Annotated in this window: 5 protein-coding genes; all 5 read right to left on the bottom strand. The window is 42.4% G+C overall.

Annotation, left to right across the window (positions count from 1 at the left end; all coding sequences use genetic code 11):
- Positions 1-285: 285 nt before the first annotated feature.
- Positions 286-2082, bottom strand: a complete 1797-nt coding sequence (locus LC586_RS38450) for an ABC transporter ATP-binding protein (protein WP_229491056.1) — start codon at positions 2080-2082, stop codon at positions 286-288.
- A gap of 145 nt (positions 2083-2227) precedes the next feature.
- Positions 2228-3241 (bottom strand): iron-siderophore ABC transporter substrate-binding protein, encoded by a 1014-nt coding sequence (locus tag LC586_RS38445; protein WP_229491055.1) that lies wholly within the window; start codon positions 3239-3241, stop codon positions 2228-2230.
- A 74-nt stretch (positions 3242-3315) separates the two neighbouring features.
- Positions 3316-6027: a TonB-dependent siderophore receptor gene (locus LC586_RS38440; protein WP_229491053.1), complete on the bottom strand. Its 2712-nt coding sequence runs from the start codon at positions 6025-6027 to the stop codon at positions 3316-3318.
- A gap of 333 nt (positions 6028-6360) precedes the next feature.
- Positions 6361-7272, bottom strand: a complete 912-nt coding sequence (locus LC586_RS38435; protein ID WP_229491058.1) for an IS982 family transposase — start codon at positions 7270-7272, stop codon at positions 6361-6363.
- Positions 7273-7610: 338 nt separating this feature from the next.
- Positions 7611-8633, bottom strand: coding sequence for a helix-turn-helix transcriptional regulator (locus LC586_RS38430; protein ID WP_229491051.1), 1023 nt, complete (start codon positions 8631-8633; stop codon positions 7611-7613).
- Positions 8634-9196 lie beyond the last annotated feature (563 nt).

Here is a 9196-nt window from a genome sequence, read left to right as displayed (position 1 = left end):
GTCTTTTCTCAAACATACCCGTGCTCCAAAGAAGAAGAAAGATCCTCCAAAGTATGACCCTCAGCATCCACATGTTTCCACTGCCAAACTTTTAGCGACTGCAAAAAAGTCACCTTGACAGGGCTAGTCTTGAGGGTAGCAGAAATCATCTACATCGCAGAAAATCTGGGTTACATCTAGGCGAGATACAATTGTGGACATAGTTGAGACACCCTTGAATTTTTCTTCTTATTCCAGTCTCAGCTTTTTTTTGCACCTTTTTCAACCCGTCGAACTCACGTTAAATTAATGAATCCCAGACTGTACGCGCCACAGACTGGCATAAATTCCATCCAGTGCTAGTAATTCCTCATGCTGACCCTGCTCGACAATTTGACCGTCATCCATCACATAAATACAATGACTGTGACGAATTGTAGAAAGACGGTGAGCGATCACAATCGTAGTCCGATTTTGGGTAATCATCGCCAGCGACTTCTGAATAGCTGCTTCCGTTTCATTATCCACCGCAGAGGTCGCCTCATCCAAAATCAAAACTGGTGGGTCTTTGAGAATAGCACGAGCGATCGCCAGTCGTTGTCGTTGTCCTCCAGAAAGTTTCTGTCCCCGTTCGCCCACAATTGTGTCATAGCCCTGGGGCAGTTGCTCGATAAATTCATCGGCTGCGGCTAACTTGGCTGCATGGATAATCTGTTCTTGATTGGCATGGAAACTACCGTAACAAATATTTTCAGCAACCGTACCGTGGAACAAAAACACGTCCTGACTCACCCAACCAATACATTGCCGTAAATCGAATAAATTGAGGTCGCGGATATCTATGTCGTCAATTAAAATCCGCCCACTCTCTACCTCATAAAAGCGTAGCAAAAGCTTAACTAACGTACTTTTACCTGAACCCGTTGCTCCCACAATGCCGATGGTGGTTCCAGCAGGAATCTGTAGGGACAAATTTTTGAGTGTATGGTTGCGCTCATTGTAGGCAAAGGTAATATGATCAAATTGCACTTTACCAGCCACAGTTTCGATTGGTAAGGAGCGATACTCCGCAGGAGTCGCTGCGCGAACACCTCCTGGAATTGCAATCGGGGTATCCAGTAAGCCCATGACACGACGTACTGATGCCATCGCTCGCTGATATTCATCCATGATTTTACTTAGTTCGGTGAAGGGCCATAGTAAATCTTGAACAATATACACCATAAAGCTATAAGTTCCCACACTGAGACGACCTTGTAGCACTTCCCGACCACCCAGATACAGCGTCAGCACAAACCCAAACAAAATCAGAAATCGTAGCACGGGCTCAAAGGCTACACTCAGGGCGATCGCCCGTTTGTTACTGCGACGATAGGATTCACTTTCTTGGTAAACGCGATCGCTTTCATAAGCTTCAGCCGTAAAGCTTTTGATGGTGGCAATTCCAGAGATATTGTTAGCGAGGCGGTCGCTAATAATTCCGGCGTGATCGCGTACTGTGTCATAGCGGGGAGCTAACCGGGATTGAAAGGTGAACGTTCCCCAGAGGATAAACGGGATGGGAAACATTGCCAGCCACCCAATACCGGGAGCCAGCAGCAAAAAGCTCATCCCAACTGCAAATACTCGCGTGAAAAAGCCGATCAGGTTCTGAGCGCCAGAATTGAAGAAGCCCTCAAGCTGGTTGATGTCATCATTGAGAATAGATAGCAGGATACCCGTGCTGCGGTTTTCAAAGTAGGCAAGTTCTAGTTCTTGTAAGTGGTTGTAAGTATCGACTCGCAGTTCGTGTTGTAGGGTTTGTGCTAAATTACGCCAAAGTTTGTCGGCTGCATATTGGCTGAGGGATTCTAGACCCCAAGTGGCGCTCGTCAGCACAGACACCACTAATAACTGAGTTAGGGGATTTTGAATGCCAAACCGAGCAATTAACGAAGTTTCTCGTTCAACTACCACATCTACTGCAACGCCGATGAGATAAGGTGGTGCTAGGTCTAATAGGGTACGCAGAATCGAATAAATAATTGCACCCCAAATTTGAGGTTGATAGGGTTTGGCATAGCGCAGTAAACGCAGGAGGGGGTGAGCAGAGCGTGTTGCCATTGTGATAGAAATGATAGTTTACAAGGAAAGCGAACTAGAAGGGAAGATTAGGGTAATGTAGGGGCTGAATTTATCGGATGAGGGTGATTTGTTAGTTCGCGTTTGTGCAGCTTTTAATAACTTCTCAGAAAGCACATCTAGTAGTTTAGGGAGTATTGACAAGGTATTTGTAAAGGTCATCAATCACGGCACTAGCAGCAGATGGATTATTCCATGTCCATGCCCAAAAATCGACGAGAAAAACCTGATTATTCTTAACAGCTTTTAGCTGCTTCCAAATGGGCTTTTGCTTTAATCTCTCATAAGTCTCCATTTCTCCAAAATCATAAGTGTATAGAAGAAACAAAAAATCGCCATCTAGTATATCCAGTCTTTCCTCAGAGATATTATAAATTCCACCACTAGGCTTAATAACATCCTGCACTGCTGGGCGTTGCAGTCCAACATCATTAAGAATAGAACCCGCAAATGAATTTTTGACTAAAACATAATTGTTGGAAGGAGCAGTACTAGCGACCGAAACTGTGCGATTTTCATAACGATTACCTAGTGCTGCTTTGAGTTCTTCAATTCTCTGATAATATTGTTCCCAGGCTTGCTGTGCCTCTGCTTCTTTCCCTAATATTTCAGCCACCAAATTAAATTCGTCTTTCCAGTCGGGCATATCAAAAGGAATGAGTACTGTAGGTGCAATTTGAGAAAGTAAAGGATATACTGATTTGAGGTATGCCCAAGCCAAAATTAAATCAGGTTTAAGCAGGGATATTTTTTCCAAATTAGGGTTATCTGGAAGTCCTACTTGTTGAATTCCTTCTATCTTTCCGCCTAAAAAGGATTGTTCACGTAAATATATTTTTTTAAGATCCTCAAGTGTATTAGCATTACTACCGATGGGTTTAACACCTAGAGTGAGTGCATGACTTAGCAAACCACGGTGTGAAATAACAATAACCCGTTTAGGATCATTGGGAACGCAGGCTTCCCCCATTGAGTTTTGTACAACTCGGCAAGGTATTGAGATATTCGCTGCGTGTTCTGTTGAAATATTGCTCAGTTGCATCTTTGAACTGTTGCAAGCTGTAACCAAAAGAACTGATAAAGCCATTAATAGCAATGGTTTCATTACCACATAACTCATCAGGGATTTTTTCACATTCATTGGGCTAGTTGTCCACAGCATTAAAATCTATGAAAATTTGTGCCAGTTACCGAATAACTAGCACAAAGCATAAGTTAAAACTCCCAACTAACAGAGCCAACAATGGTCAGTGGGTTTCCTCTGTTAATATAAAGTGTGCCAAAGTTGACAGAGCTAACATAATCGATGTTGAAAAGGTTACGAACATTGATTGCTGCATTAAATCCATTGCGACGGTAGTAAAGTGCTGCATCAGTCCGCAGGTAATCTCCTACTCGGAATGAGTTTTCCAGATCGCCTTGACGCTCACCCACGTAAAATAGCCCTAAGCCAAATCCCACCCCTTGTAAATCGCCTTCCTGAATAGTGTAAGCTGTCCATAGACTTGCTTGATGTTGCGGTATACCTGTGAGGCGATTACCAACTGCACTGGGTATAGAATTGTCTTCAATGACTTCTGCTTCTGTGAGGGCATAGGCAGCAATGATATTCCAACCGGGTAGAATTTCACCCGTAACATCTAACTCAATACCGCGACTTCGCTGCTCCCCAACTTGCACTTGAAACCCTTGTCTCGCTAGTTCAGGATCGGGATCGGTGGTCAGCACATTTGTTCTGGTGAGATTGTAAGCTGCTAGAGTCGCTGAGAGTCTGCCATCGAGAAAATCAGCCTTGACCCCAACTTCGTATTGAGTTCCTCTTGTTGGCTCAAATGGGTCATTATCTGGATTGCGCCCTATTGATGGACGGAACGATTGACTATAGCTAGTATAAAGCGATACATTCTTGCTGGGCTGATAAACCAAACCAATACGAGGGCTAAAAGCTCCGTTAGTTTGAATTGCCCTATCACCATCAATCAGCCCGGTATCACTCGATATCCAATCGTAGCGACCCCCAATCAGCATTTTCAAATTATCAGTAAAGGCGATTTGATCTTGAAGATAGACTCCGTAGGATTGGCTAACACCAAAATTAGTCAATCGAGCAGGTGGAATTTCTGGGAGTGGGACATCATAATTTGGATTGAGAATATCTAGAGGAGGCAAATCAAGTGCGCCTAAACTGTCATCAAACCAAAAATAAGATACTTCACGATTGAAGTCAAAGCCAGCTACAAGCTGATGGGATATTGAACCAGTGTTAAACTTTCCAACCAAATCGACCAGTCCAGTGTATTTATCTACTGTGCTGACAGAATCATAAGCAAAGAAATCTGAAACAAATCGATCTTCCAATACGCTGGTATAGTAAATAGCCTGATTTTGAAACGTTCCAAAAGTTGTTGAAAGACTATGGCGAAGCTGCCAACTATCGTTAAATTGATGATTCAGGGTATAACCAACTCTGTGAGTTTCTAAATCTGCTAACGAAAAGTAGTAAGGATAGAAGTTACTAGGTATTAGACTGCCATCGCTAAGGAGAGGTTCAACGTCACTATCTGTACGGAATTTACCGTACTCATAGTAAAGATTTAGATTTGTGCGATCTCCAAATCTAAATGTCATTGAGGGTGTGATACTTATTTTCTGATCTTGGAGAGGAGTTGAATCTTTAAAGTCCCCTCCACCCTGATAGGCAGCAATCAGGCGATACAATACACTTCCGTCCTCAGTCAAGGGTCCTGAGAAATCAATGCTGGGTTGATAAAGCCCATAATTTCCAGCTTCAAATCCGATTCTGTAGTAAGGTTCAGCTAAAGGTCGCCGAGTCACAAAATTAACGACCCCGCCTGGCTCTAATGCCCCAAACAAAACTGAGGCAGGGCCTTTGAGTACCTCTACTTGCTCAATTGCTCCAATTGGGATAAAGGATTGTCTAAATTCACTGGGTAAACCATCTCGGAGACGAATGGATGAAGAAAAGGATGAAGAAAATCCGCGAATCGCAATATTACTAATCCCAGCTTCGATTCCTCTAGTGTCACTGTCAAGCACGCCACTGACGGTCTCTATTGCCTCAAGCTCGTCTCGTATACCACGATCTTCTAGCACCTGTCGCGGCACAACTTGAATCGATTGGGGAATATCCCGCAATGGGGTATCCGTCCGCGTTGCCGTACTCGCATTGGGTACATTATACCCATCTTGCTCACCGGTCACCACCAACTCAATCGGCTCATCTTGTTGTGTTGCGGGTTGTTCTTCGGGTTTCTCTGTTGCTGGCTGTTCTTCGGTTGGTGTTTCTGGGGTTTGTGCAGATGTGGCTGTAGATGAAACTGCAAAAATTAACCCTTCATCCCCATCAAACAACTCAACCGCAGGTAAAGCTTTCTCCCCAACCACCGTTACCCGCACGGTATTAGCATCAACATTTGTAACTGTAATGGACGTAATCCCTTCGATGGGCTTTTCTGATTTAAACGTAAAAGCATCCGCATTGGGTAAACGCAACTGTCCACCAGTGATATCGGCAATAAAATTATTACCCGTACTGCGATTGGCGACTTGCAGTTTATCCCCAAGGCTTGTTTCTAAAATCACCTCCACACCTTTCTCGGTGGCATTTGCTTTTACACCCGTAATTGCGACAACATCCGCTTGGGTACTGGGTGGGTTGGTTGGTGTTGGTGTCTGTACCAACATTTGAGCGTTAGTTGCAGGAAGTTCGATTTCGCTCAGTTGGGGAATATTTTTACTGACTTCCTGCAAGGCGATCGCATTTAGCTCTGTAGAATTAGATTTATGTTCCTCATTGCTTAATTTTTCCTCAGCCAATCCTGGCTGAATTGCAACAATACCTAAAAAGCCTGATAGACTAGCCACCAACGACAAACTAACACCGACAAACAACTGCCAATGCTTCATAATAGTTCCTTAAAATAACTCCTCACACTTTTTAAAAAGCAAAATACAAAAGTCCCTCAACCTGCTTAAAAAGCTGGCTAAGAAAAACTCGGATACCTGGGATTACAGCACTTCCGGCAGCTATGAGGTACATCCTAAAAGCTGAAAGCGATGATAGGAGAGGGGCAAGGAGAAAACTATATTGCATAATAGCCGGAAGCGCTGTATTGAAAATAGTTCTTATTTGCTTTGTCAAGCTGAGTATATAAAAGAGCTAGCAATCAAGTCTACTCAAAAAGGGCATCTATCTACTCAAAAAGGGCATCACGTTATTTTAACGTGAGTTCGACAGAACTAAAAAATGGCAGGAGGTAGAGCAGGCAAGTCTTTTGGGTAAATGTCAATAGATGGTTTTTGAGGTAAATAGGTATAAGCAACCAAAGAAGCCATCAAATTGACCAAAAAGTTAAATGGGCTACGATGTCGGGAGTGTTCTATTTGACAGATGTTTTTGAGATGGTCATTCACCGATTCAATCACTGCTCGCTTGCGTAAGAGAATTTTATCAATCAGTTTTACCAAACGATTTTTCATATTCTTCTTGGATTTTGTGATTAACTCTAAACCTCGCTCGTATAACTCCTCAAATAATTTTTGTGAAATATATCCTCTATCTCCAAAAAGTTTACCAATCAAATCCTGGGTCATCTCTGGCACTGGTTTTCGGTCATCTACGTTAGCAGGAGTTAATTTGAATGCCAGCAATTCTCCCCGGTCATTAATTATCAAATGAAGTTTAAAGCCGAAGTGCCAACCAACCGAATTTTTGCCCCAATTTACCAATCCTTTAAATACTTTATGTGCATGGGCGCGGCAATTATGGCACACATTAATCGGAGTTGAATCAATAAAACTAATCCCCGTAATTTCTCCCGTCCTTGTATGCAGAAAACAGCACAGTAGCATTAAGCTCCTTCGCGTAGCGTCTCGAAGAGAAGGCATCAATTCCACAAATCTGGTATAGCTGACTAAGTTTGGAAATGCCTCTCGCCAACTAGGCAGTACGTGCAATGTATAAAATTCTTTAAAGGTGCGATAACCACTGCCATGAAAGGCGATGATTATTGTTATCACTTCTGATATGCACATCCGTGACTTACTGCGACGTTCTCCTTTTGTCGATGGTAACTGTGGTATTTGCTGCCACAAGTTTTCCCACTGATTACAGAAGTCATCAACATCACAGAATATTTGTGTGATGTCCAACCGAGATACAATTGTAGACATTGCCGAGACCTAGTTTTTCTTTGTTATTTTTAGTCTCGGTGTTTTTTTGTGACTTTTTTGCTGATTCTAAATCAATCTTAGCGATCGCCTAAACCGACCCAGTTTCTTGCACTTTATATCTAGCAAGCTTTTTGGCTTTTTCTCACTGTCGAACTCACGTTATTTTATAAGAAGAATTCAGAACTCAGGAGCGGAGCCGGAGACGCTCCGCCTCCGGTCAGAATTCAGTATGAATTCTGTACGAGTGGGTGACGAATATTGCTTAAAACCTCGCCCCTAGTGGGCGAAAAAAATTAAAATATTCTCGCCTTAAAACTCTATCCCTTTATGGGTATAGTATTCTGAATTCTGTATTCTGACTCCTGTTTTATACCTGATAAACACTGGCTTGGTGTGATGCAGAATCGGCGCTTAAAAGCAGCAGCAAAGTGTCCTGGGTTAGAATAACCAACTTGATTAGCTACTTCGGCAACGGTAATGTTTCCTTGTCGCAGTAACTGTTCTGCACAGTCCATGCGTCTATCGGTCAGATAGCCAAACACTGTTGTACCGAAAAGTTCGGGAAATCCGCGTTTAAGGGTGCGAGTACTTACCCCTACCATCGCGGCTAATTCTAATAATGATGGGGGATTTTCGAGACGGGAGATGAGAATTTCTCTTGCGTAATCAAGTCGGGTGATGGTTTTTGGCTTTAGACGTAGTGGCGATCGCAATCTATTATCATCTGCGATCAGTGGAGCTAGTTGTAATGCCATCAACTCCAACACCTTACCTTGCAAATATACCTGCTTTGTTATTCCTTGAAAACGACAGTTAATAATTTGCTGTGCTACTCCCCGTATCGCTGGAGTGGTTTTTGGGTAAAGTCGTGTCTGCCAGTCATTACCCTTTGCCAGTAGTTTCAATTGAGGAAGCATTTCTCCATCCTCTCCAGGAAAAAAATCTGTCAACATCGACGGTGGCATCAAAATTTGAACGCCTAAAATATGTTGAAATTTCTCAGTCTCCTCATTCATCTTAGGTTGAATCCCACCACCTGAAATATGTGTGTATCCTTCCCCAAGCTTTCCGTAGTCGCTTTTGATTTTTCCTGAAAGTAGGACATTAAAATGTAGGGGATGTTCGGAAAGGGGTATTTCACAACGCACATCATCGTGATATTGCCAATTAGCAATTGAAAGCCAGAGATGTGGAAAGACCTCTATGTTTCTTTCACAACCTTTGCCCAGTTGTTTAGGTATTTGATAAATAGTTTCAAATTTCTCTGGATTTTGCAAGCTGCTACGTTCGGTCTGCTTCCACAGTTCGGAGTCTTCTTTGTGCGTTAGGGTGATGGTCATGCTTGGTGTTGAGTAATGATAATTTATATTTAATGATAAATCTTATCAATAAAAAGCTAATTATTGCAACTAGACCCAAAAGACCAAAGTAATGGTTCGTATATAGGTAATTTATTTTGATGCCAATAGCTGTAGCATAAAGGGCACCAAGCTTTGCAATCACGAAGTAAATAAACATAAGTTATTAATTCATGCCAATACATCATAGTTAGACAAGTTAAATCACTACGTAAAGTGAGAATTTCTAGAGATTCAACTAATTTAGATGTATACCAACCACTAAAGTTTAGTAACTTGATATGAGAACGATTTGTAAAAGTCCTACCAACAATTCCCTTACAAGATCCCGATAAGTCATCATGCCCCCAAAAAAATGGGTAGATTTTATGCTTAATTAATTTATCCGGGGTAATGCAATGGGTATTGAGCCGAGATACGGATACCGTTGGCGAATTCCCCAAACAGCTAAACTGAACCGATTAGTTCAGCAATGAAACGATTGAGAACCTTCTGAGCAGTTTTATACCCAGTAGCTTGCTTACCTAACTTCAGTTGGGACAAAA

The sequence above is a fragment of the Nostoc favosum CHAB5714 genome (assembly GCF_020829495.1).
Classification (GTDB): domain Bacteria; phylum Cyanobacteriota; class Cyanobacteriia; order Cyanobacteriales; family Nostocaceae; genus Nostoc; species Nostoc favosum.
The sequence above is the reverse complement of the archived record's forward strand: the minus strand, read 5'-3'. Positions and strand labels throughout refer to the sequence as shown.